25 protein-coding genes and 1 tRNA gene are annotated in these 23,263 nt (G+C 62.7%); 6 read left to right on the forward strand and 20 right to left on the reverse strand.

The genetic code is table 11. From position 1 onward, the window contains the following. Positions 1 to 170: 170 nt before the first annotated feature. Positions 171 to 437: a DUF3253 domain-containing protein gene (locus tag JJ959_RS17955; protein WP_292886755.1), complete on the forward strand. Its 267-nt coding sequence runs from the start codon at positions 171 to 173 to the stop codon at positions 435 to 437. On the opposite strand, the gene folD is transcribed toward JJ959_RS17955, so the two are convergent. From folD to JJ959_RS17970, 3 genes are read right to left on the reverse strand one after another with little or no spacing between them, the layout of a single operon-like run. Then, positions 438 to 1,334: a bifunctional methylenetetrahydrofolate dehydrogenase/methenyltetrahydrofolate cyclohydrolase FolD gene (folD, locus tag JJ959_RS17960; RefSeq protein WP_292886757.1), complete on the reverse strand. Its 897-nt coding sequence runs from the start codon at positions 1,332 to 1,334 to the stop codon at positions 438 to 440. A gap of 4 nt (positions 1,335 to 1,338) precedes the next feature. After that, positions 1,339 to 1,677: a DUF167 family protein gene (locus tag JJ959_RS17965; RefSeq protein WP_292886759.1), complete on the reverse strand. Its 339-nt coding sequence runs from the start codon at positions 1,675 to 1,677 to the stop codon at positions 1,339 to 1,341. Positions 1,678 to 1,689: 12 nt separating this feature from the next. Next, the gene (locus JJ959_RS17970; protein WP_292886761.1) at positions 1,690 to 1,968 is read right to left on the reverse strand and encodes a YggT family protein; all 279 of its coding nucleotides are present in this window, start codon (positions 1,966 to 1,968) and stop codon (positions 1,690 to 1,692) included. A 219-nt stretch (positions 1,969 to 2,187) separates the two neighbouring features. On the opposite strand from JJ959_RS17970, the gene JJ959_RS17975 reads away from it, so the two are divergent. Then, positions 2,188 to 2,263, forward strand: a tRNA-Ala gene (locus JJ959_RS17975). 120 nt (positions 2,264 to 2,383) lie between these two features. On the opposite strand, the gene JJ959_RS17980 is transcribed toward JJ959_RS17975, so the two are convergent. The 5 genes from JJ959_RS17980 to JJ959_RS18000 form a co-directional block, all read right to left on the reverse strand. After that, positions 2,384 to 4,012 (reverse strand): TRAP transporter large permease subunit, encoded by a 1,629-nt coding sequence (locus tag JJ959_RS17980; RefSeq protein ID WP_292886763.1) that lies wholly within the window; start codon positions 4,010 to 4,012, stop codon positions 2,384 to 2,386. Between the two features lie 4 nt (positions 4,013 to 4,016). Next, positions 4,017 to 4,829, reverse strand: a complete 813-nt coding sequence (locus tag JJ959_RS17985; protein ID WP_292886766.1) for a TRAP transporter small permease — start codon at positions 4,827 to 4,829, stop codon at positions 4,017 to 4,019. A gap of 98 nt (positions 4,830 to 4,927) precedes the next feature. After that, entirely contained in the window at positions 4,928 to 5,941 is a 1,014-nt protein-coding gene (locus JJ959_RS17990) for a TRAP transporter substrate-binding protein (protein ID WP_292886769.1), read from the reverse strand. Between the two features lie 194 nt (positions 5,942 to 6,135). Then, positions 6,136 to 8,241, reverse strand: coding sequence for an acetate--CoA ligase family protein (locus tag JJ959_RS17995; RefSeq protein ID WP_292886772.1), 2,106 nt, complete (start codon positions 8,239 to 8,241; stop codon positions 6,136 to 6,138). Between the two features lie 53 nt (positions 8,242 to 8,294). Then, positions 8,295 to 9,209, reverse strand: coding sequence for an amidohydrolase family protein (locus tag JJ959_RS18000; RefSeq protein ID WP_292886774.1), 915 nt, complete (start codon positions 9,207 to 9,209; stop codon positions 8,295 to 8,297). A 253-nt stretch (positions 9,210 to 9,462) separates the two neighbouring features. Between JJ959_RS18000 and arcC the strand changes: the two genes are divergently transcribed. The 3 genes from arcC (at position 9,463) to JJ959_RS18015 (ending at position 12,029) form a co-directional block, all read left to right on the forward strand. Beyond that, entirely contained in the window at positions 9,463 to 10,392 is a 930-nt protein-coding gene (gene arcC, locus JJ959_RS18005) for a carbamate kinase (protein ID WP_292886776.1), read from the forward strand. A 124-nt stretch (positions 10,393 to 10,516) separates the two neighbouring features. Beyond that, positions 10,517 to 11,164: a class I SAM-dependent methyltransferase gene (locus tag JJ959_RS18010; RefSeq protein WP_292886778.1), complete on the forward strand. Its 648-nt coding sequence runs from the start codon at positions 10,517 to 10,519 to the stop codon at positions 11,162 to 11,164. Between the two features lie 160 nt (positions 11,165 to 11,324). After that, positions 11,325 to 12,029 carry an SDR family NAD(P)-dependent oxidoreductase gene (locus tag JJ959_RS18015; protein ID WP_292886863.1) on the forward strand — a complete coding sequence of 235 codons (705 nt, stop codon included), beginning with the start codon at positions 11,325 to 11,327 and terminating at the stop codon, positions 12,027 to 12,029. 8 nt (positions 12,030 to 12,037) lie between these two features. Here JJ959_RS18015 and JJ959_RS18020 read toward each other — a convergent pair whose 3' ends face one another. Continuing rightward, positions 12,038 to 12,430 (reverse strand): hypothetical protein, encoded by a 393-nt coding sequence (locus JJ959_RS18020; RefSeq protein ID WP_292886781.1) that lies wholly within the window; start codon positions 12,428 to 12,430, stop codon positions 12,038 to 12,040. Between the two features lie 182 nt (positions 12,431 to 12,612). Between JJ959_RS18020 and JJ959_RS18025 the strand changes: the two genes are divergently transcribed. Beyond that, on the forward strand, positions 12,613 to 12,948 hold the full coding sequence (locus JJ959_RS18025; RefSeq protein ID WP_292886783.1) for a hypothetical protein: 336 nt from the start codon (positions 12,613 to 12,615) through the stop codon (positions 12,946 to 12,948). 8 nt (positions 12,949 to 12,956) lie between these two features. Here JJ959_RS18025 and JJ959_RS18030 read toward each other — a convergent pair whose 3' ends face one another. The 11 genes from JJ959_RS18030 to JJ959_RS18080 all read right to left on the reverse strand — a co-directional run bounded on the left by JJ959_RS18030 (position 12,957) and on the right by JJ959_RS18080 (position 23,262). Continuing rightward, positions 12,957 to 13,463: a glutathione peroxidase gene (locus JJ959_RS18030; RefSeq protein WP_292886866.1), complete on the reverse strand. Its 507-nt coding sequence runs from the start codon at positions 13,461 to 13,463 to the stop codon at positions 12,957 to 12,959. 118 nt (positions 13,464 to 13,581) lie between these two features. Beyond that, entirely contained in the window at positions 13,582 to 14,490 is a 909-nt protein-coding gene (locus JJ959_RS18035; protein ID WP_292886786.1) for a DMT family transporter, read from the reverse strand. A 37-nt stretch (positions 14,491 to 14,527) separates the two neighbouring features. Then, positions 14,528 to 15,730: a mandelate racemase/muconate lactonizing enzyme family protein gene (locus JJ959_RS18040; protein ID WP_292886789.1), complete on the reverse strand. Its 1,203-nt coding sequence runs from the start codon at positions 15,728 to 15,730 to the stop codon at positions 14,528 to 14,530. A gap of 90 nt (positions 15,731 to 15,820) precedes the next feature. Beyond that, complete coding sequence (locus JJ959_RS18045; protein WP_292886792.1) at positions 15,821 to 16,114, reverse strand: hypothetical protein; 294 nt, start codon at positions 16,112 to 16,114, stop codon at positions 15,821 to 15,823. 23 nt (positions 16,115 to 16,137) lie between these two features. Further along, complete coding sequence (locus tag JJ959_RS18050) at positions 16,138 to 16,731, reverse strand: hypothetical protein (protein ID WP_292886794.1); 594 nt, start codon at positions 16,729 to 16,731, stop codon at positions 16,138 to 16,140. Positions 16,732 to 16,822: 91 nt separating this feature from the next. Then, entirely contained in the window at positions 16,823 to 18,061 is a 1,239-nt protein-coding gene (locus tag JJ959_RS18055) for an AMP-binding protein (protein WP_292886797.1), read from the reverse strand. A gap of 42 nt (positions 18,062 to 18,103) precedes the next feature. Continuing rightward, a complete protein-coding gene (locus JJ959_RS18060; RefSeq protein ID WP_292886800.1) occupies positions 18,104 to 18,937 on the reverse strand; it encodes an ABC transporter ATP-binding protein in 834 nt (277 codons plus the stop codon). A gap of 64 nt (positions 18,938 to 19,001) precedes the next feature. Further along, positions 19,002 to 20,360, reverse strand: a complete 1,359-nt coding sequence (locus JJ959_RS18065) for an ABC transporter substrate-binding protein (protein ID WP_292886803.1) — start codon at positions 20,358 to 20,360, stop codon at positions 19,002 to 19,004. A 64-nt stretch (positions 20,361 to 20,424) separates the two neighbouring features. Continuing rightward, entirely contained in the window at positions 20,425 to 21,498 is a 1,074-nt protein-coding gene (locus tag JJ959_RS18070; RefSeq protein ID WP_292886806.1) for a branched-chain amino acid ABC transporter permease, read from the reverse strand. Between the two features lie 4 nt (positions 21,499 to 21,502). Continuing rightward, positions 21,503 to 22,462, reverse strand: a complete 960-nt coding sequence (locus JJ959_RS18075; RefSeq protein ID WP_292886809.1) for a branched-chain amino acid ABC transporter permease — start codon at positions 22,460 to 22,462, stop codon at positions 21,503 to 21,505. Positions 22,463 to 22,488: 26 nt separating this feature from the next. Further along, complete coding sequence (locus JJ959_RS18080) at positions 22,489 to 23,262, reverse strand: ABC transporter ATP-binding protein (protein WP_292886869.1); 774 nt, start codon at positions 23,260 to 23,262, stop codon at positions 22,489 to 22,491. Position 23,263 lies beyond the last annotated feature (1 nt).

Here is a 23,263-nt window from a genome sequence, read left to right on the forward strand (position 1 = left end):
CAGGAAGTGACCGCCGACAAAGGCGACGACGGCCGCGAAGAGTGCATCCAGACTACCGGTCATATCGCTCCCCCAAGCGCGGTTCCCCGGGCGGCATCTCTTGTGGGTGGACGCGCGGCCGAATTCGGATCATCACAGGCGATATAAGTATAGCAGGGTGGAATGGAAAGATGGATGACGCGACGCTGAAGAAGCTGATGCAGGAGGCGCTGGAGAAGGCGGCCGGGGGATCGCTCTCGCCGAGCGAGTTCGGCCGCGCCGCCGGCGGCGATCCGTCGGGACCGAAACCCGCCTGGCGTGCACTGCTCCGGCAGATCGAACGCGTCGCCGTGGTGCTTGAGGCGGAGGGCGAACTGGTCGCGCTCCGCAAGGGCAAACCGGTACCGCTCTCTGAAGCCAAGGGGGTGATCCGCTACGGACCTCCCCCGAAGACCTGATCAGAGTTCCGGCATCGCCCAGCCACGCCGGCGGCAGGCCGCCTCGACGGTATTGCGCAGCAGGCAGGCGATGGTCATCGGCCCGACGCCGCCCGGCACCGGGGTGATCGCACCCGCGACTTTTGAAGCGCTCGCGAAATCCACGTCGCCGACCAGCTTGGTCTTGCCATCGCCCTTTTCCGGCGCGTCCACCCGGTTGATGCCGACATCGATCACGGTCGCGCCCGGTTTGATCCAGTCGCCCTTCACCATTTCCGGCCGGCCGACAGCGGCGACGAGGATGTCGGCGCGGCGGCATTCACCCGGAAGGTCGGCGGTGCGGGAGTGAGTGACGGTAACGGTGCAGCTCTCGCGCAGCAGCAGGGCGGCCATCGGCTTTCCGACGATGTTGGAGCGGCCGACCACGACCGCATGCTTGCCGGAGAGATCGCCGAGGCGGTCGCGCAGCAGCAGCAGGCAGCCGAGCGGGGTGCAGGGCACCAGCGCGTCGCCGCCGGTCGCGAGCCGGCCCGCATTGACGACATGGAAGCCGTCCACGTCCTTCTCGGGATCGATCGCGTCCAGTACCTTCTGGCTGTCGATATGGGCGGGCAGGGGGAGCTGCACCAGGATGCCGTCTACCGCGCGGTCGGCGTTGAGCTCGGCGATCAGTTTCAGCAGGCTCTCCTCGCTCGTAGAGGCGTCCAGCTTGTGCTCGAAGGAGGCCATGCCGCTCTCAAGGGTCTGCTTGCCCTTGTTGCGGACATAGACCTGGCTTGCGGGATCCTCGCCGACCAGGACGACGGCAAGGCCGGGAACCTCGCCGTATTTCGCCTTCAGTTCGGTGACGGCGGAGCCGATCCGCTCCCGCAGCCCGGCCGCGAAGGCCTTTCCGTCGATGATATCGGCAGTACCCATGAGGTCAGTTCCCCGATTCTTCAAGCCAGTTGTTCAGTTTCGCCGCCAGTTCGGCCCCGTCGCCGCCGATCGCAAATACCTTGCGCCGCTGGGTCGCGCCCGATTTCAGCTCGAAGCTGCTCTTCGGGATTTTCCAGCTCTTCGACAGCAGCTTGATCAGGGCCTTGTTGGCGCGGCCATTCTCCGGAGCGGCGGTGACGGTGGCTGTCAGCCAGGCGACCTGTTCCGCGTCACGCGCGACACCGCCGATCCCGTCGCGGGCGGCATTCGGCGTCAGGCGCACGCGCAGGCGCAAACCCTCCGGCACTTTCTCGAACGGAAGCGCGGCGGGATCAGGAGCCATGGCCGGACAGCCTTAGCCGAGATATTCCCACATCAGGTTGCGCGCGAAGGTGAGCCCGAGGACGAGAATGATCGGGGAGATGTCGAGCCCGCCGAGGTTCGGCATGACATTGCGGATCGGACGGAGCAGCGGCTCCGTCACCCGGTAGAGGAAATCCATCACCAGATAGACGAACCGGTTGCCCGTGTTGATCACGTTGAACTGCACGAGCCAGCCCAGGATGATGAAGATGAAGAGGGCGTAGATGTAGAGCTGGACGACCGTATCGACGAGAATCAGCACCGACTGCATGGGATCTTATCCGTCCTTCTGGAGATGTGCGCACCGGACCGTACCGCCCGTCCGCGCGGACGGCAAGCGCTTGGCGCCGCCATGTTTTCGCCCCGTCTATATAGGGATCGAGCGGCAACGGACAACGCCTGTAGGATCGGAGCGCTTTGCCCTTGCAATGCCCGGCGGCATCGACTATCAGTCTCCCCCGCGCCGGACGAGCCATTGTCCGGCATCGGTGGGGCGGTAGCTCAGCTGGGAGAGCGTCGCGTTCGCAATGCGAAGGTCGGGAGTTCGATCCTCCTCCGCTCCACCAATTTCTCTCCCAGGAAAACCTGATCCGGAAAAGACTCGTGGTGAAGCGACAGTAGCGTCGCCCGTCATCCGCATGGCATCGCGCGCGAGCGGATTGTGATCCGCTCGCGAGTTCCCTCCGCTAGAGGAACAGTGTCACGATCGACGGCCAGATCAGCAGGACCGCCAAGGCGAGAAGCTGAAGCGCGATGAACGGCAGGAACCCGCGGAAAATTGCGGTCAGGGTGATGTGCGGCGGGGCGACCGATTTCAGATAGAACGCGGCGGGACCGAACGGCGGCGACAGGAAGCTCACCTGCATGTTCATGCAGAAAACGACACCGAACCAGACCGCGACGAATTTCGGGTCGAGGCTGCCCAGCAACCCGATCTCCTGAACCGGCAGCTTGAGCACGATCGGCAGGAAGACCGGCATGATCAGGAGCACGATCCCGATCCAGTCCATGAACATGCCCATGACCAGGAAGATCAGCATCATGACCAGGATGATGCCCATGGTCGGCAGCTCCGCCGCGGTGATGGTATTGGCGACGTAGGTCGGGCCGCCGGCAAGGGTATAGGCGGCGGCCAGAGAGGCGGCGCCGATGGTGACCCAGATGATCGTCCCGGTGGATTTCAGGGTCCGCATGAGGCTGTCCCAGACGATCTCGAAGGTCATCTCGCGCCGGAGCAGGCCGATGACGAAAACCGCGACCACGCCCATGCCGGCGGCCTCGGTGATGCCGGTGATCCCCATATAGATCGACCCGAGCACGACTCCGATGACGACGATCGGGGCGACGAGCCCCTTGCCCATCTCCCACCCCAGTCGGGAACGCTCCTTCCCGACGACAAAGAGCATCAGGACGAGGGCAATGGCCCCTGCGGCGGCGATGTAGGGCATGTCCGAGACCATGCCGAGTGCGATCGGGTCCACGCCTTCGCGCACCTCGTTCTCTCCGGTCACGGTGAAGAACAGCGCGCGGAGCAGCAGGAACCCGGTCAGCCAGAGCGCGAAGCGCGAGAGGAAGCCGATGAACAGCAGGGCTTTTTCCCAGCCTTTCGGCGCGTCCGGATCCTCTTCGGGGAGCGGCGCCAGGCTCGGATTCAGATTGGTGCGGATCAGGATGTAGAGGACGAAGAACGATGCCAGGACGAAGCCGGGCAGAAAGGCCGCGGTAAAGAGGGCCTTGATCGAGGTCTCGGTCACCAGACCGTAGAAGATCAGGACGATGGAGGGCGGAATCATCGTGCCGAGCGAGCCGGAGGCGCAGATCGTTCCGATCGCGAGATTCTGGTTGTAGCCGAGCCGCAGCATCTGCGGCAGCGCGATCAGGCCGAGCAGCACGACTTCGCCGCCGATGATGCCGGACATCGCCGCCATGATCACCGCCATGATCGAGGTGACGATGGCGATCCCGCCCCGCGTCCCGCTGAGCCAGACATTGAGGGAATTGTACATGTCCTTGGCGATGCCGGAGCGCTCGAGCAGGGCCGCCATGAAGATGAACAGCGGTACGGAAATGAGCACATAGTTGGTCATCTGCCGGTAGATCGCCTGGCCTACGACCGAGAGCGGCCCGTAGCCGAACCGGCTGAAAAGCAGGTCCGGCCCGAATTTCATGATCAGGACAAGAACGGCGAGGAAGGCCGAGGCAAACCCGAGCGGCATGCCGATGGCGAGCAGGACGAACATCGCCAGCAGGAGAATGACGCTGAGTGTCGCGACGTCGCCGACTTTCATCCAGGCAAAGAGATCGAGGAATTCCATGCGGTCAGCTTCCCAGCGTCTGTCGGATCTTGTTGATCTCGGTTTCGTCGATCTCGTCCGCCGGGCTGTGATGCTCCGGCGCCTTTTTCCAGTCGGCGATCAGGTTCGAGATCGCCTGGATGGTGACGAGCAGAATGATGCTCAGGATCGCGGGTTTCAGCGTTCCCGGAAGCGGCGGGTCCCAGGCCGTACCGAAAGTCTCGAGGCGCAGCATCCGCCGCATAGCATCGGAATAGCCGCCCCAGACGAGCGCGAAGGTAAAGAACAGCAGCAGGATCAGCGACACCACGTCCGCCGTCTTCTGCATCCAGCGGGGCATGATGTCGTAAATCACGTAGATCCGGATATGGCTGCGCTGCTGCATCGCGTACTGGCCCGCGAACAGGAACACGAAGCTGGCGATCCAGAGGGACAGTTCATTGGCCCACAGCGTCGGCCGGGCGAATACGTAGCGCGAGACCACTTCGTACAGCATCACCAGAACGATGAACGCGACCATGATCATCGAGAGACGCGACGTCACAAGCGAGACGATGTCGAAGAAACCGTCCGGTTCCTGTTCGATCGCGCCGCGCGTGTCCGAGAAATAGAGCGCGGCGAGAAGGATGGCGCCGGCAAGCGAGATCAGCATCGCCAGGACGACGATCCGTCCCTTGGGGCGGATCATGTCGAACATGCTGACTGCGTCCTCGAACAGAAGCGCGTTGGCGATAAGCCATGCATAGAGCAGAACCGCCACGCCGGCGAAGGCCAGAAAGGCCAGCCGCACCGGTTTGCGCATGCGGCCCAGCCACAGGCTTTCCGCGTTCATTTCCATTGCCCCTCCGGACGTTTCGACGGCCCAAGAAACCGGAACCGCACGAGCCCCCTGGGGGACTCGCGCTCTTCAATTTTCAGGAATGAGGTCGCAGAGACCTATTTCAGCAGACCGAGCTGCTTCAGATAGCCCCGGTGGCTCTCGACGAGCTTGCGGGTCTGCTCGTTCTTCTCTGCCCAGCGGCTCCAGGCCGTCTGAGCCGCCGCACGGAAGGCCGCGCGATCTTCGGCCGACCAGTCATACAACTTGATGCCTTTTGCCGTCAGCATGGCGGCCGCCTCCGCGTTCAGCTTCTCGTTGGCGAGGGCAACCTGGAAGCCCAGCTTCTGCATCGCGGTGTCGATGATCCGGCGCTGTTGCTCGGTCAGGCCGTTCCAGACGTCGAGATTGCACGCCAGATGGTCCGACGGCATGGAGTGGAAGCCGGGATAGGTCGCGTGCTTGACGATGTCATAGAGGCCGAGACCCACGTTGTTGTTCAGGCCCGACGCGTCCGCTCCGTCGATAATGCCGGTCTCGAGCGCGGTAAAGATTTCCGTGAAGTCCATCACGATCGGCGAGGCGCCGAGCTCTTCGAAGATCTCGGTTTCCATGCCGGGCGGCGAGCGGAACTTCCAGCCTTTCAGATCCTCGAAACCTGCGATCGGCTTCGACGAAGACAGGGATTCCTGCCCGTAGATCGTCCAGCCGACCAGATGCATGTTCTGCTCGTTGTACAATTCCTCCGCGGCTTCCTTGCCTCCGCCGTAGTGGAGCCAGCTGTACTGCTGCCACGGCGTGTCATAGCCGCCCATGATGTCGCCGACGAACTGGAAGGCCGGGTTCTTGCCGGTCTGGTAGGCGCCGCCGGTCATGTCGCAGTCCAGAATCCCGCTGATGGCGGCATCGAAGGTCTCGGTCGTGCCGACGACCGACGAGGCGTAGAACATCTCGATCTTGATCTCGCCGCCCGACATCACCTGGACATCGTCGACGAACTGGGCGATCGCCTTGCCCATCGGGTGTTCGGTCGAATAGTGGTTCTGGATGCGCAGGGTGACCGGCTCCGCCAAAGCGCTGGTCGCCAGCAGTGCCGCAGCACCCATTCCGAAGATTACAGATTTGATAGTCACGATTTTCCTCCCTCGACGATTGAGATCGCCTGATATTTATTCTTGTGAAGGTATGAGAGCGCTTTTTGGGTCGCTCGGCAACCAACGAGGGAAGGCTATCGTGGGAGCGCCCGGCAAGCAACACCCAGTATGATAAAAAGTATTACCAATAAATCATTAAACGCGCGAAATAGGATAATTAGTATGATTTATTCTCACTTCACTGTCATGAGCACATCGACGGTCGACAACTTTCCGGATCCGGCCCGAATCATGATCGGATTGAGGTCGCAGGAGGTGATGTGGTCGCCGAGGTCACGTGCGACGAGGGAGAGATTGGCGATCAGTTCCGCGAGTGGTCGCGTGTCCGTTTTTGCGATCAGGTTTCGGTAACCGTTCAAGCGGGTGCCGAGTTTCGTGGAGGCAATGAGCGCCTCCGCTTCCTCAGCCGACAGTGGGGCGAGGCCCATGGCGAGGTCGCCGATGAGTTCGACCAGGGTGCCGCCGGTGCCGGCCATGATTTTCACGCCGAATGGCGGCGAGGCGACGAAGCCTGCGACGGCCTCGAGATCGCCGCGGATCTCCTGCTGCAGCTCGAAGCCGTCGATGACGGCTTTGGGAGCAGCACTGGCGACATTCTCTCTAATCCGTGCAATCGCGGCTTTCAGGCCTTCCATGTCCGTGACGCCGAGCATGACGCCTCCGAGTTCGGAACGGTGGGCGATGTCCTTCGAGGCGACCTTCACCGCGAGCGGAAAGGCGATTTCGGCGCTTCTAGTCTCAGCCTCCGCGGCGTCGCGGACCACGAGCGAGCGGGCGGCTGGAATGTTGTAGGCGGCAAGGATCTCGAGGCAGCTTTCGGCCGTGAGCTGGCTGCGGCCGCTCCGCACCTCGCGCTCGATCAGCGCGCGGGCGCGGGCTTTCCGGGCCTCCGCCTCCGGCGTCTTGACGGACGTGCGCGGGCGGGGACTGGCGAGGGCACGCATGCCGACGATGCCTTCGCGGAGGCCGCTCACGATGGGGATGCCGTGGCTCTCAAACTTCGCCCGGATCTCGGGATGGATCTCCTCCGAAGTGGCCGAAATCGCAACGATGGGTTTCGCGGCCTCCAGCGCGCTCCGGCAATAGGCGTCGATGGGGGTGGTGTAGGATTCCAGCGATTTCGGATGCAGGCCGGCCTGGCTGTCCTGCACCACGGCCAGCATGTCGACGCCGTCGTCGGCGAGGATGGCTTTCACCGTGCCGGTAATGTCGCGCGCCGCTTCGTCCGTGACCGAGCCGAAATCAACCGGGTTCTGGGCCAGGGTGCCGGGCGAGACTTCGCGGATACGGGCAATCGCGGTGTCGCTGAAAGTCGCGAGTTCGAGCCCGGCGGCCGACGCGATGTCGCAGGCGAGCGCCGTCTGCCCGCCCGAGATACCGACGATCGCGAGTTTTTTCGCGCCCGGCCGGTGGCCGTGACGGGAGAGGATCTCCAGCGCGGCGTTCAGTTCGTCGTAATCCTCTACGGTGGCGATGCCGTTCGCCTCGAAATAGAGCCGGTAGGTATCGACGTCGCTGGTCATCGAGCCGGTATGGGCGAGGGTGGCGGCCGAGCCGACCTCGGAATTGCCGACCTTCAGCACGACGAGCGCCTTGCCGTTCGCGAAGATGCTCCGCGCGGCATGGGCGAAGGCCTCCGGGTCCTGGATCGCCTCCAGCACCACGCCGATGGCCGTGGTCTCCGGATCGGTCGCGAGCCATTCCATGTAGTCGACGGCGGTTAGCTGGAACTCGCTGCCGACGGTGACGATTTTCGAGATCCCGAACTCGGCCGAATTCATCAGCGTGATCGCGGCCGAGCCGGACTGCGCGATGAAGGCGACTTTGCCCGGTCGGATCTTGCTCGAGGTCGTCGCCGGATAGAGGAACAGCCCGTCATTCAGGTTGATCAGGCCCATGCAGTTGGGGCCGTGGATGTTCATTCGGCTTGTGGTGGCAAGCGCGCGGAAGGCGGCCGACTCCTCGGCTGTGAAACCCGCAGCGAAGAAGATCGCGGATTTCACCCCGCGCGCCTCCAGCGCCCGCGCGGTCTCGGATGCGGCGGCGGCGGGTACCGAGGCGATGGCAAGATCGACGCCCTCCGGCAGCGCCTCGATCGAGGCGACGGCGGACAGGCCCTCGATCTCGCCGGCGCTCCGGTGCACCGGGATGATCCGGCTCTTGCAGTTGCGGCTCAGCAGATTGTCGATGACGGCGTTGCCCTGCGCCCGCTTGGTGGCGGACGCGCCGATCACGGCGATCGTCGCCGGCCGGATGAGAGACGTGACATCCCTGGTCATCGTGATTTCCTGATTCTCAGCATTTGAAAGTGGACGGACTCGAGGCGCCGGGTTCAGTCGCTTTCGAAGAAGCGCTTGGCGTTGTGGTAGAACCACTTCTCCAGCACCTTTTCCTTCAGCGGAAGCTGGCAATACTCCTCTATAAGCTCCTCGTAGGGGCAGTCGAAAAGATAGCGCGACATCCCGATCATGATCTTGTCCTGCAGGCGGCTGTTGCCGAACTGCATGAACATCTCCCAGCCGGCGCCGGGCTTGGCGAAATAGCGCGGCCGGTGGGCGGAGGTGTCGCAATAGAGGTTCGGATGGCGGGCGAGCAGGCCGACCATGTCGGGCACCCAGGGCCAGCCGCCGAGGCCTGCGACGATCTTCAGCTCCGGGAAATCGACCGCGACCTGGTCGAGATGGCGCGGATGGCCGAGATCGTAGGGCCGGTCGGTCGCGTAGTTCATCGTGCTGTAGATCTTCACCGGCACGTTCAGCTCGACGCATTTGGCATAGAGCGGGTAGTAGCGCCGGTCGCTCGCCGGCAGGCAATTGGTGAGCGAGGTGACGCGGAAGCCGTTGGCGCCGTCCTCCCTGATCAGCCGCTCCAGCTCGCGCACGCCGCGCATGCCGTCCATCGGGTCGATCAGGGCGAACATCCGGAAACGGCCCGGATATTTCCGGTGGATCTCGCCGATCTCGCTGTTCAGCATGTTGCACATGAAGCCGTATTCGACGCCCGCGCGGTCCATGTCGGCGATGATCGAGGCGAATTTCTGCTCGCGCTCCTCCGGCGTGTAGGAGCGTGTCGCCGAGCCCTTGGAGCCGCCGCCGAAGACGGTGCCGTAATTATCGAAACCGTAACCCTCGGGCCGCTCCAGCGGCTCTCCCATCGGGGTTCCGGGACGGCCGCGGCCGATCTCCTGGGCCTGCAGGGCCTCTTCGGAAAGCGGGGCTTCGATTTCCATGTCGATGATGGGGCGCATTTTCTTCCCTTCTGACGTTCTCGAAGGGGCTGTCCCGGACAACCTGCGGAGAGGTTGTCCGGGACAGCCCCGTGAGCTTCTTGTTTTTCTCGGACCCGGTTTTGAGAGGCCGGTCTGGAGTTGCGCGGGTGCGCGGCGGGCCGGTTTCAGTATCCGGATATCCATCGAGCGCGGCGAGCGAATTCATGCTCACCTGTTACATCCGGCGCCTGATGCGTCTACGATTCCACATAATGGCAGCAAGAGGTGAGCGATGAGGATCGTGGTGGCGCTCGGAGGCAATGCCCTGCTGCGGCGGGGGCAGGTCATGTCCGAAGCAAACCAGCGCGAGAACGTGCGGCGCGCTGCCGCCGCGCTGGCACCGCTCGCGGGAGGGCACGAGTTGGTGATCACCCACGGGAACGGGCCGCAGGTCGGGTTGCTCGCGCTCCAGGGCGCTTCCTCGGGGCCGGACGAAGCCTATCCGCTCGACGTGCTCGGTGCCGAGACCGACGGCATGATCGGTTACATGATCGAGCGGGAGATGAGAAATCTCCTGCCGCAGGAGGTGCCGCTCGCGACCCTTCTGACCATGATCGAGGTCGATGCGGGCGATCCGGCTTTTCGGGAGCCGACGAAATTCATCGGGCCGGTTTATCCGGAGGAGGAGGCCCGCAGGCTCGCCGGGGAGAACGGCTGGTTGATCAAGCAGGACGGCGCAAATTGGCGCCGGGTGGTTGCCTCGCCGCTGCCGGAGAGGATTGTCGATCTGCAGCCGGTCCGCTGGCTCGTGGAGAAAGGCACCATCGTCATCTGCGCCGGGGGAGGCGGGATCCCGACGGCTCGCGACGAAAGCGGCAAGCTGCAGGGCATCGAGGCGGTGATCGACAAGGATCTGGCGAGCGAGCTCCTCGCCCGCGAGCTCGATGCGGATCTCTATCTCATGGCGACGGACGTGGACGCGGTCTATGCCGGTTGGGGAACGCCGGCGCAGAGAGCGATCCGGTGCGCGACGCCGGACGCGATCCGGGCGTTCGAGTTCCCCGCAGGCTCGATGGGGCCGAAGGTTCAAGCCGCGTGCCTGTTCGCCGAAAGAAGCGGCCGGAAAGCGGTAATCGGTTCGCTGTCGGATCTGCCGGGGATCCTCGCCGGTACCGCCGGAACCACGGTGAGCGCCTCTGTCTCCGGACTGGATTGGCACTGACCGTTTCGGCGCAAACTTCCCGAGCCTGCATCTGAAATCCCGTCCCGCATCGTGGGAGAGTCGGCCCGGTGGCCGCAAACGAGGCTCCCGTGATGTTAGGCTCTCCGCAAAGGGAGGTTGTGCGATGAGCCATGAGAAGATCATCCGGAGCGACGGGAAGGTTTCCCGCATCTGGTCCGAGAACGCCGAGAGCTACGACGCCTGGGCGGACAGTTACGACCGGGAACTGGCGGATTGGGGCTATGAGGCGCCGGAACGGGCCGCGGATCTGCTGCAGGAACATCTCGAAGAATTCGAGACCGCGCGCATCCTCGATTGCGGGTGCGGTACAGGCATGACGGGCGCGGCCTTGCGGAAGGCCGGCGCAGGCGGCGAAATGATCGGGTTCGATGCGTCGAGAGACAGTCTTGAAGCGGCAGAGAAGAAGAGGGTCTATGACCGGCTCGACTTTGCCGATCTCAACAAGCGGCTGGCGCTTGAGGACGCAAGCGTCGACGGTATTCTCTGCATTGGGGTTCTGACCTATCTCGAAGAGGAGCCGATCTTCAGGGAATGGCTGCGTGTTCTCCGGCCGGGCGGCGTTGTCGTGTTCACCAGCCGGGACGATTTCTGGGAGACCAGAGGCATCGCCGACATTCTCGCGCGCTTGGAAGCGTCCGGACACTGGACCGAGTGCCATGTCTCCCCGCCGATGCCGTATTTGCCAGGCAACCCGGATTTCGCCGACAAGGTCAGGGCGATCTACGGCGTCTACATGAAATCAGCGGACTGAAGACCGAACCTGACGTTTCGACGAAGACTCGGAAGAGATCGTGCCTCTCTCTTGGCGCGGGAAGAACATGCTCTAGGTCTATGCGGCCGGAGTTCTCGGACGGGGAGAAGGACAGATTTCGGATCTGACGTCATTTAGGGACGGGCTGACATCCGTTCTAATCGGTGCGTCAGGCGGTATAGGGACGGCTGTTCAGTCGTTGCTGGAGCAAAACGCCCGCGTCCGGCGGATATACGCAACCAGCCGCGTGCCGGACGGGCGGCATGCCGGGAAGACCATACCGCTGGCGCTTGATCTCAATGACGAGCCGTCAATCGAGCGGCTCGCGGAACGGATCCGCGCCGATGGCATGGCTCCGGACCTGGTGTTCATCGCCTCGGGCATCCTGCACCGCGAGCCGTCGATCAGGCCCGAGAAGTCCTGGCGCGCCATCGACGCCGAAGCGATGGAAGAGGTTTTCCGCATCAACACGATTGGCCCAGCGCTGATCGGTAAACATCTCTTGCCGATGATGCCGAAAACCGGGAAATCCGTCTTTGCCGCGATTTCTGCGCGCGTGGGAAGCATCGGCGATAACCGTCTCGGCGGCTGGCATGCCTACAGAGCCTCGAAAGCGGCTCTCAATATGATCCTTCGGGGATTCTCGATCGAACTTGCCCGTAGGGCTCCGGACGCCGTTTGTATCGGCCTGCATCCCGGGACCGTCGATACAGGATTGTCGAAGCCTTTTCAGGCGAATGTTCCGAAAGAGCGGCTTCTGACAGCGGAGCAATCCGCTGCCTGCTTGCTCGAGGTCATAGACTCGGTCACGCCTGCGGATAGCGGCGGAGTCTTCGGTTGGGACGGGAGCCGGATCCCTGAATAGGGTTCGGCTCAGTCCTCGCTGTCGTACTGGTAGATGTATGGCAGGAAAAGGCGCGCGATCGACGGATGCTTCAGGGCGAGATCGCGAATGTCGGTGTCGTCCGGCAGAGTCTCGAGATGCAGTCCGACATCGCTCATATCGACGACTTTGATCTTGAGGCTGGAAACCTCGTGCCCGATGTCGAGGAATGCTTCGCCGCGATAGGTGACGGGGACCGACGGGGTGAAAAGCAATCCGACCAGGGATACGTTAACGATCTCTCCCGGGACCTTCGTTCCGTCGGGAAGCGACAGCTCTCCGGCGACCCGGAAGACCACACGGTCGAAAGCGCGGCGCTCGTTGGCGCGCAGCTCGCGCATCCAGCCGGTTCTGACACCATCTTGGCTTGATTTGTCGCTCATGGCCGTTTCCTGTGCGAGTTGCTCAAACCAACTCGATCCCATTCTAAATTGATAACGCACCGGCACGGGGGTCGGGAAGAGACAATGCCGAACCTCCGGGCAAGGGATGCGGCAACCTGCGCAATTGTTTCGTGGGCAACGGCAGCCTATTTTAATTGGCAGACCCTGAAGGAGGGGCTGACATGCGTATCAAATCTCCGATGCTGCGTTTTCTCTTCGGTCATGGAATTATCGGCGGCGGCGCCGGAATTGCAATCGGGGCCGGGCTGCTGTTCTTCGACGTGGCCGGGCTTGCGACCCTCAGCATGAAGTCGGAGCCGGTCTGGCTCGGGCCGTTCCTTCTCTGCTTCTCCTTCTTCGCATCCTTCAGCGCACTCGCCATGGGGGCGGCCGTGATGAGTTTCGGCGGAGATGACGGCGATGACGACGGGGACGATACGACGACCCGTCATCGCCTGGTGCCCGCGCCCGATTTGTCGGGCGAAGTGGCCGAGGCGAAGCTCAGGATCTCTAAATAACCTGAGGGTCAGCGCGGCAGAACCGCTTCGACGGCACGGGTGAGCTTGTCCGCCGAAGGCGCAGTTGTCGACGCAAACCAGTCTATTGCGCGTCCATCCGGACCGATCAGGATCTTGTAGAAATTCCATCTTGGTTTCGACATTGGGCCGAGCTCCTCAGCCGCCCAACGGTAGAACGGGTGCGCGCCGTCGCCGGAAACCACCTGCTTCTCTGTCATGGGGAAGTCGATGGCGAAATTCACCTCGCAGAATTCCTTGATCTCGGCTTCCGTCCCGGGCTCCTGAGAACCGAAATCGTTGGACGGAACGCCCAGCACCACGAGCCCGCGATCGCGGTATTTCTGCCACAGCTCCTGCAGGCCTGAATATTGCTTCGTGAAGCCGCAGAAGGAAGCGGTGTTCACGACCAGCACCGCCTTGCCCTCGTAGGTCTTCATCGGCAGCGGCCCGCCGTCGATGGAGACGAAGGAAAAGTCATGGGCGCTCGTCGCCGCCGCGTTTCCCGGCGTCGTCATGAACAGCAGCGCGGCGAAGGCGCCGGCGCGAAGGATGATGCGGGCGAGTAGCATGGCAAGGACCTCCAGACGTTCCTTCTACGCAGCGCCTGCTGCGGCGGATCTGCGCAGGGACGGCTCATGTGTTCAGCAGCAGGACGAAGATGCCGGCGACCACGAGACCTATGCCGGCAAGCTCCATGCGGCTGCTTTTCTCCTTGAAGATGAAATAGGAGGCCGCGAAGGTGAAAACGAGCTCGATCTGTCCGAGCGCGCGGACATAGGCCGCATTCTGGATCGTCATCGCGGTAAACCAGCAGGCAGATGCGGCCATACCGCTGAGACCGACGACGGCGGCGACCTTCCAGTTCCGCAGCACGGCAGTAATCTGACCGGGTTCGCGGGAGCGCATGTAGATCGCCATCGCCACGGTCTGCATGATGGTCACGCAGGCGAGCGTGAAGCCGGCCTGGATCAGGAACCCCTCGCCGCCGAGGGAAAGCGAGGCGGCGCGGTAGGACACCGCCGAAACGCCGAAACAGGCGCCGGAGGCGAGTCCGATCAGGGCTGGCTTGCTGGTGAGCGAGAGGACGATCCCCCTGATCCCGGCGGCCTGCTTGGCAGCCGAGATCGCCAGTACGCCGACGAAACTGATCATGATGGCGACCATGGCGCCCGCGGTCAGCGGATCGCCGAGGATGACGATGCCGAACACCGCCGCCTGTACCGTCTCGGTCTTCGAGTAGGTCGTCCCGACGGCGAAATTACGGAAGGCGAAGAGATAGACCAGCAGCGCCGTGGCCGCGATCTGGGTCGCGCCGCCGAGCGCGGCATAGGCGAAGAAGAGGGGATGCGGATCCGGCATCTCCAGTCCGACGAAATCGTGCAGGAACCAGACATAGAGCCAGGCCGGCAGGACCGCGTAGAAGAAGCGCACGAAGGTCGCGCCGGAGGTGCTGAGCTTCGAGGTCAGATGCTTCTGCAGGGCCGAGCGCAAATTCTGGCAGAAGGCCGCCGCGATGGTGATCGGGATCCAGAGTTCGATCATTGATATTGCCTTTAAATCAGATTATTACGCGGCGTTCTTAAAGTGATGAGCGGCGGATGTGGCAGTCCGGACGCTTGAGGATGTCGGGCTGCAGGCTGAGGCCGTGGCCCGCGCCTTCCGGAGCACGGATCTCGCCGTTGGCGACCGGCGGAAGCTGGGTCACAAGGGTGCCATACCAGCCGTAATAGAAGGCGCGCACCATCTCCTGGATGAAGCAGTTATGCGTGTTCAGCGCGAGATGGGTGGAGGTCGCCAGAACCACCGGACCGGTGCAGTCGTGGAAGGCGACAGGCACGTGCCAGGCATCCGCCATCGCGGCCATCTTTCGCGCCTCGGAGACGCCTCCGCCCCAGGCGATATCGGTGATGATCAGGCCGAGGGACTCCATCTCGAGCAACTGCCGGTAATCCGCCCGGCTGCCGCGCGTCTCGCCGACCGCGATGGGCGCGGCGGTGGCACGCGCAACCTCGTCGAGGCTGGAGAGATTGTCCATGAAGACCGGATCCTCGACCCAGAGCGGCTCGATGCTCTCCAGCGCACGGCACACCTTGATCGCGGTCGGCCGGTCCCAGAGCGAGTGCAGTTCGGCCATGATGTCCATCTTGTCGCCGTGCTTCTCGCGGATCTTCTCGAACGGGGCCATGGCGGTCGCGAGGTCGCCGGGAGAAATGTGATGGCCGCTCGTGGCCTCCGCCGCATAGTCGAACGGCCAGATCTTCATCGCCGTGATGCCCATGTCGAGCAGGCTCGAGGCCAACTCGTCTGCGCGGTTCAGGAAGGCGTCGAGATCCTCGTATCCGTCGCTCGAGGCATCGAGGCCGAAATTGTCCGTGCCCTGGGTCGGCCGGTTCTGCACATAGCGGGTTCCGGCGCAGGTATTGTAGACGCGGATACTGTCGCGCACGGCGCCGCCGAGCGCCTGATGCAACGGCATGTCCTTCGACTTGGCGAAGAGATCCCAGAGCGCGATATCGACCGCGGAACGGCCGCGCATCTCCGCACCGGCCCCGCTGAAGCCGACATAGCCGGTCAGGCTGCGCTGATGCTGCTCGATGCGGTGCGGATCCTTGCCGAGCAGGTAGGGCGCGATGATGTCGTGGATATGCGCTTCCGCCGCGCCGGGCCCGTAGAAAGTTTCACCGAGCCCGTCCGAACCGTCGTCCGCGATCACGCGGACCCAGAGCAGGTTCGGAAATTCCTCGACGCGAATGGTTTCGATTGCGGAGACTTTTGCCGCCATTGTTTCCCCCCTCGGCAGAAAACCGATGGAGGGATTGTGGAGCGAACTGCGTCCGCGCACCAGACGGCGCAGGGAACAAGCCAGATGGTGCTAGAGCACAAATCCAAGGCCGACGCGCAGGACTTTCAGGGCGACACCTATGGCTTCGCGTTTCGCGGCGTCCGAAGCGGCGGACTTCGCAGCCTCGATCTGCTGGTCGATTTCCCGGAGATCCGGCAATTTGATCGCGTTCAGACGCTTCAGAATGTCCTGGTTCGAGGCACCGTCGATATCGTTCTGCAGATTGCGGATCTCGATCCTGAGCAAAGCGCGCTCGGGACCGGTCAGACGGTCCGCCTCGTTCATCAAAGCCGTAATTTTTGCGTTCAGGTCTTCGATGTTCATGTCGGATCTCCGTCCGTGGAGGGTCAAGCGCTCGGCAGATCGCCGAGGAGGCGTTTCAGGGTTTCCGTCGTACCGGAGAGCCGGGGCACTGTGTCGGAGACGGACTCGAGCAGATACCCGACATTCGGATGCTTCAATAGATTCTGCACCACGCTCTCGCCGGCATCCTTGGATTGGAGGAAGGCATCGAGCGCGATCTGTACGTCCTTCATCTTGGCGATGTAGCTGTTCAATTCTCCGATCTTCACCTTGATCTCGTCGATGGTCGCTTGCAGCTTGGCGATGTTCTGCTGCTCGTTCTCCTTGGCGCTTTCGAGACCTTTCAGCAGATCGTTGACGACAGTCGGATCGAGCCGCCCCTGTCCCCGCGGCGGACTGAGGGCGTCGCGCACGTCGAGCCTGCTGGAGACGGTGCGGGCCTTGATCCGGGTTTCGGCGTCCCGCTTGATCCGTTCGGCGGCGATGAGGAGGGCATCAGACTGCGCGCGCACGGCGTCGATCGCCGTGTTGAAATACGCGATCTGGGCGGTGGACAGCTCTTTGACCTGCGGCGGTGTGGTGCAGGCGGAGAGGACGAGGAGGGCTGTGAAAAGGAAAACGGCAGTCAGACGTCTCATGGCGCTCTCGATCGGGGGACTACGGGCGGGGCTGTAGTCCTGACGTTCGAGAGGCGCCTAACGTGAGCGGGAAATCACCGGAGACCGGCGATCAGTCGTAGCTGCGGGCGTCCTCGATGACCTTGCCGTCATTGGCGAGGCTGCCTGCCGCGACCAGTTCGACCGCGCCGCGCAGCTTGGTCACGGACTGCAGAGTCGCCGCAACGGCCTTGGCCAGGCCGTCGTTCTGTTCCGTGCTCTCGCAATGCAGGGTCATGACGTCTTCACCGGTCCGTCCGGTGACGACAAGCCGGGCTTTTGCGATCTCGGGATGGCGTTTGACGACTTCCGCCACCTGTCCCGGATGCACGAACATGCCTTTCACCTTCGTGGTCTGGTCGGCACGGCCCATCCAGCCCTTGATGCGCTGGTTGGTGCGCCCGCAGGGGCTTGTGCCGGCAAGCACGGCCGACATGTCGCCGGTGCCGAAACGGATCAGCGGATAATTCGGGTTGAGGGTGGTGACCACGATCTCGCCGACCTCGCCCTCGGGGACCGGATCGCCGGTTCCCGGACGCACGATCTCCACGATGACGCCTTCGTCGATGATCATGCCTTCAAGCGCCTGGCTCTCATAGGCGACGAGCCCGAGGTCCGCGGTGCCGTAGCATTGCAGCACGTCGCAGCCGAGTTCCGAGAGTTCCTTGCGCAGGCTCGGCGGCAGGGCTTCTCCGCCGACCAGGCCTTTCTTCATGCTGCCGACATCCGCGCCCGTCTCGCGCGCCTTTTCGAGGATGATCTTGAGGAAGCTCGGCGTGCCGGCATAACCGTTCGGCCTGAGGTCAACCGCTGCCTGGACCTGCATCTCCGTGTTGCCGACGCCGCCGGGAAAGACCGCGCAGCCGATCGCGCGTGCCGCGCTGTCGACCATCATCCCGGCAGGGGTCAGGTGGTAGGAGAAGCAGTTATGAACGATGTCGCCCTTGCGGAAGCCAGCGGCGAAGAGCGTGCGGGCGAAGCGCCAGGGATCGGCCTCAAGCCCTTCGGCATCGTAGATCGGGCCCGGCGACATGTAGAGGCGTCCGAGCGCATTCGGAGCGACGGCGTTCAGACCGCCAAGAGGCGGGGTCTTCTTCTGCAGATCCAGGAGATCGCCCTTGCGGGTCACTGGAAGGGCCGCAAGTGAATCACGGGAGGTGACGGCACCCGGATCGGTCTCGGCAAGGAGCGTCCCGTAGTAGCTGCTCTTCGCCTTGGCATGCGCCACCTGCTTCGAAAGCGCGACCATCAGCGCGCTTTCGCGCTCGTCCATGCTGCGCGTTTCGAGCCCGTCGTAGAATTCGCCGCTCATCGGGTGCCGATCCCAGTTGATTGGATTTGAATGCCGGTTTGCTCAGCCGAGCCAGCGCTTGCGGCGACGATAGTGTTTCACGTCGCGGAAGCTCTTCCGTCCGCTCGAGCTGAGGCCGAGATAGAATTCCTTCACGTCCTCGTTGGAGCGCAGCATCTCCGCGTCGCCTTCCATCACCACACGGCCGCTCTCGAGGATGTAGCCGTATTTGGCATAGCGCAGCGCCACATTGGTGTTCTGCTCCGCCAGAAGAATGGAGACGCCTTCCTGCTCGTTGATCTTCTTTACGATCTCGAAAATCTGCTCGACCAGCTGCGGCGCCAGACCCATCGAGGGTTCGTCCAGCAGGATGGTTTTTGGCCGGCTCATCAGCGCGCGCCCGATGGCGACCATCTGCTGCTCGCCGCCGGACGTGTAGCCGGCGAGGCTGCTGCGGCGTTCGCGCAGGCGCGGGAAATAGCTGTAGACCATCTCGAGATCCTGGGCGATGCCCACCCTGTCGCCGCCGCGCGTGAAAGCGCCGGTCAGCAGGTTTTCCTCGACGGTCAGATGCTCGAAACAGTGGCGGCCTTCCATCACCTGGATGACGCCCTTCTCGACGAGCTGGTGCGGGGTCATGGACTGGATCGCCTGACCCTCGAAATCGATCGTGCCTTTCGTGACCTCGCCGCGTTCGGACTTCAGCAGGTTCGAAATGGCTTTCAAGGTAGTGGTCTTGCCGGCGCCGTTGCCGCCGAGCAGGGCGACAATGCCGCCGCGAGGCACTTCGAGCGAGACGCCTTTCAGGACCAGAATGACGTGGTCGTAGATGACCTCGATGTTGTTGACGCGAAGGATCGGCGTTTCCGTCCCGGTTTCCTGTTCGACAGCGCTCACGTCTCATGCCTCCAACTGGGGAAGAACGGCGCCGGAGTCCCGGCGCCGTTCACGGTTAGGTCTGTCAGTTGCACTGACGCGGCGTAATATTATTTTCCGCCGCGAAAGCTGCCGAATCTTCTGACACCAATTCATTCACCAGATCGCGCATCGGCTCGATCCAGTCGGACACCACGGTCCATTTGCCGGTATCAGGATCCCACTGTTGCACGGCGATTTTCCCGTTGCCCTCGTGGTTCTCGCAAGTGATCTCGATCGGCGGCATGAAGCCCTCGAGGTCGAGGCGTTTGAAAGCGGCGTCGTCGAGCTTGATGGCCTCGAAGCCGTCTCGCACGTGTTCACCCCGAATGTCGGTCGTGCCGTGGATCTTGATGGCGTTGCGGATCGCTTCCGCGGTCAGGACCGCTTCCAGAAGACCGCGGTTGTACAGAACCTCGCCGATGCGGGATTCCTCGCCGGCGCCCTTGCCCTTTGCGTAAAGGTGTTTGCGGATCTCCTCAAGCGCACCGAAATTCGAGCCGGGCGCGTGCATCGTTCCCGCGAGATAGCCTTTCGCGGCCGGGCCCGAAGGAGCAACGTCATTCTCGGAACCGGACCACCAGACACCAATGAACTTGTCCATCGGGAACCGGATCGCGGCGGCCTCCTTGATGGCGACCTGGTTCATCACGCCCCAGCCCCACATCAGGAGCCAGTCCGGCTTGCCGCGGCGCACCTGCAGCCAGGTGGCCTTCTGTTCCTGACCCGGATGATCGACCGGGAGCAGCATCAACTCGAAGCCATGTTTCGCGGCGAGCGTTTCGAGCGTCTTGATGGGCTCCTTGCCGTAGGCGGAGTTGTGGTAGACGAGGGCGATCTTCTTGCCCTTCAGGTTCTCCATCCCGCCTTCCTGCTGGGCGATATACTTAATAAACACGGTCGCCTGCGACCAGTAGGTGCCCGGCGGATTAAAGATATACGGGAACACTTTGCCATTGGCGGCGGAGGTCCGGCCGTAGCCGAGCGTGAGCAGAGGAATCTTGTCCTCTGTGGTTTTCGGGATCAACGCATAGGTGGCGCCGGTTGAACGCGGGTTGATCGCAAGTGCGCCGGATTGGCCTTCGTTCTTGGTGTTCTCGTAGCACTCGACGGCTTGCTTGGTATTGTAGGCGGTCTCGCACTCCAGCACGTTGACCTTGATCCCCTCGATGCCGCCGTCGCGCTCGTTCAGCATGTTGAAATAGTCGAGGAACCCGTTGGCCACCGGGATGCCGTTCGGAGCATAGGCTCCGGTGCGGTACACGAGGCTCGGGACCGTAAAGGCGTCGTACTTCGCCTGCGCGCTCGGAACATCGGCCGTGCTGGCGAACAGCCCGGCCACCCCAAGGGCTAATGCGAGTCTGGTTAATTTCATTTGTTGCCTCCCGTTTTGAGGCCGCGCCATTCGCAGCCCGTATTGTGATCGTTCGGACGGACGCGAATGCGTCCGGTCCGCTGGCGGATTCCCGTTAATACGGGAATGGCCACAGGCGGAGCTTCTCCTTGGTGATCTGCCACATGCGTGCCAGACCGTGCGGCTCCTTGATAAGAAAGAAGATGATCAGGCTGCCGACCAGCATGATTTCGATATGCTTGGCGGTGTCGACGGCCATTCCGGCGCCGTCCACCAGCACGACCTTGAGGCCGACCGGCATCAGCGCCATGAAGGCGGCCCCGAGATAGGCGCCGAGCACACTGCCTAGGCCGCCGATGATGATGGCGAAGAGGACAAAGAAAGATTGCAGGATATCGAAGGCTTCTGTCGCTTCGACCGTGCCGAGCCAGATGTGGAAGATCAGTGCACCTCCGATGCCGATGTAGAAAGAGGAAACGGCGAAAGCGGAGAGTTTGGTCTTCAGCGGCTTGATACCGAGCAGTTCGGCGGCGATGTCCATGTCGCGGATCGACATCCAGCTCCGGCCGATGCGGCCGCGCACAAGGTTGAGGGCGATCCAGGTAAAGACGATCAGGAAGCCGAGCACGAAGAGGTATTGGGCGGTCGGAGACGCCTGAGGCCCGGAGACGAGGAAGCCGAACATCTCGCGCGGCGGCGCGGTGATCTGGCTCATCTCGTAATTGTAAAACCACGGAACCTTGTTGAACATCCAGATCAGGAAGAACTGCGCGGCCAGGGTCGCGACGGCGAGGTAGAAGCCCTTGATCCGGAGGCTCGGCAGACCGAACAGTACGCCGACCGCGGCCGTACAGCCTCCGGAGAGCAGGATCACAAAGACCAGGTTCATCTCAGGGAAGGCGGTGCAGAGCTTGTAGGAGCTGTACGCGCCAACCGCCATGAACCCGCCGGTGCCGAGCGAGATCTGCCCGCAATAGCCGACCAGGATATTCAGGCCGAGCGCAATGAACGAATAGACCATGAAGGGTAGAAGGATCGCCTTCGACCAATAGTCATTGATCACGAACGGAATCACGGCGAGCGCGACCGTCAGGATCACACCAAGCAGGATCTTGTCCTGGAAAATCGGGAACAGCTGCTGGTCAGCGGCATAGTTCCGTTTGAACTGGCCTGTCTCGCGATACAGCATCGCCTTACACCCTTTCGATAATCTTGTCGCCGAACAGCCCCTGTGGCCTGAACATCAGGAACACGAGCGCCAGCATGAAGGCGAACCAGTTCTCAACAGCGCCGCCATGGACGCTGTACCAGAAGACTTCGACGATCTTCTCGCCGACGCCGATGATCAGGCCGCCGATGATGGCGCCCGGGATCGAGGTGAAGCCGCCGAGGATCAGCACGGGCAGGGCCTTCAGCGCGATCAGCGAGAGGCTGAACTGAACGCCGGACTTGCTGCCCCACATGATGCCGGCGACCAGCGCGACGATGCCTGCGACGGACCAGACGATGACCCAGATCTGCTGCAGCGAGATACCCACGGAGAGGGCGGCCTGGTGATCGTCCGCCACGGCGCGGAGCGCGCGGCCAATGCGGGTCTTGGTGAAGAACACCGCGAGCACGGCGACGAGCGACCCGGCGGCGATCGCCGCGGTCACGTCTAGCTGCTCGATGAAGACGCCGTTGATGTCCCAGACGTCGGTCGGCAGTCCGATATCGAGCACTTTCACGTCGCTGCCCCAGAGCAGGTCGCCTGCACCTTCGAGCACGTAGGAGAGGCCGAGGGTTGCCATGAAGAGGATGATGAGTTCCTGGTTCACCAGCGGTCTGAGAACGAGGCGTTCGATGATCAGCGCCAGCAGGATCATCACGACAATCGTTGCCGCTATTGCCAGGATAACGATCAGCGCTTTCGGCATGCCGGACGGTTCGAGTAGTTCCATCAGACCCGTCAGTGTCAGCGCTGCGAACAGCGCCATCACGCCCTGGGCGAAGTTGAAGACGCCGGAGGCCTTGAAGATCAGCACGAAGCCGAGGGCGACGAGCGAATAGAGCACGCCGGCCATCAGGCCCTTGACCAGGGTCTCGATGAAGAAAGCCGGTTCCATGACCATGTCGGCGAACGGCTGAATCAGAAGTGCATGGAGGAATTCCACGGGGTGTTCTCCTTTAACTCAGCACGTCAGTCGTGGCTGACGCCGAGATAGGCGTCGATGACATCTTGGTTCGCTCGTACTTCGTCCGGCGTGCCGTCGGCGATCTTGCTGCCGTAATCCAGCACGACGACGCGGTCGGAGAGGTCCATCACCACGCCCATGTCGTGTTCGATCAGGATCACGGTGGTGCCGAACTCCTCGTTCACGTCGATGATGAAGCGGGACATGTCCTCCTTCTCCTCGACGTTCATGCCGGCCATCGGCTCGTCGAGCAGGAGGATTTTCGGATCCATCGCCAGCGCGCGTCCGAGTTCGACCCGCTTCTGCAACCCGTAGGGCAGGCGGCCGACCGGGGTTCGGCGCAGCGCGGCGATCTCAAGGAAGTCGATCACCCGCTCGACATGCGCGCGGTTCTCGAGCTCCTCCTTCTGGGCCGGGCCGAAATAGAGGCACTGCCAGAAAAAGTTCCTCTTCATTTTCAGCATGCGCCCGGTCATCAGGTTGTCGAGCGTGCTCATGCCGCGGAAGAGCGCAATGTTCTGGAAGGTGCGGGCGATCCCGTTCGATGCCGCGAAATAGGGATCCATCGCCGGGAAGGACTGGCCGGCGAAATTGATCTTGCCCGAGCGCGGCTTGTAGAAGCCGTTCAGGACGTTGAGCATCGAGGACTTGCCGGCGCCGTTCGGACCGATGATGGCGCGGATCTCACCTTCCCGCACATCGAAACTGACGTCGTTGATGGCGGTGACGCCGCCGAACTTCACCACGATGTTCTCGACGCTGAGGATCGGACCGCCGATG

It is taken from the genome of Nisaea sp. (assembly GCF_017640745.1).
Classification (GTDB): domain Bacteria; phylum Pseudomonadota; class Alphaproteobacteria; order Thalassobaculales; family Thalassobaculaceae; genus Nisaea.